Source organism: Alkalibacterium sp. m-11 (genome assembly GCF_054658155.1).
This window is the reverse complement of record NZ_BAAGIR010000506.1, coordinates 1-255: the sequence shown is the minus strand read 5'-3', so window position 1 is coordinate 255 and position 255 is coordinate 1. Positions and strand designations below refer to the sequence as shown.

The 255-nt window shown below is 40.8% G+C and carries 1 protein-coding gene; it reads right to left on the bottom strand.

What is annotated here, in order from left to right; translation table 11 throughout:
* Positions 1 to 255, bottom strand: a 255-nt coding sequence (locus ACYQ2O_RS13355) for an IS110 family transposase (protein ID WP_459783905.1), incomplete at both ends; no start/stop codon positions are given.

The window sequence follows — 255 nt, the reverse complement described above, 5'->3', positions numbered from 1 at the left end:
GATTTTCCACGTAGTGCTGCTGGGCTTCGGTCATCTGACGAATCAACTGATAGCGTGTACGAGTAAAACGTAGGAGAGCAACGAATTTTTCTTCTCGTGGTTGAGTTTTCGTATGCTTTCCAGTTGTCAAAAACTCAGCAATGATTTGGGCGTCTAATTTATCATTCTTTTCTTCTGTCCAGACTTTAGAAAAACGATGAATAACCCGCGGGTTTTCTACAATGGTTTCAACGTTAATCAGTTTCAACTCTGGAT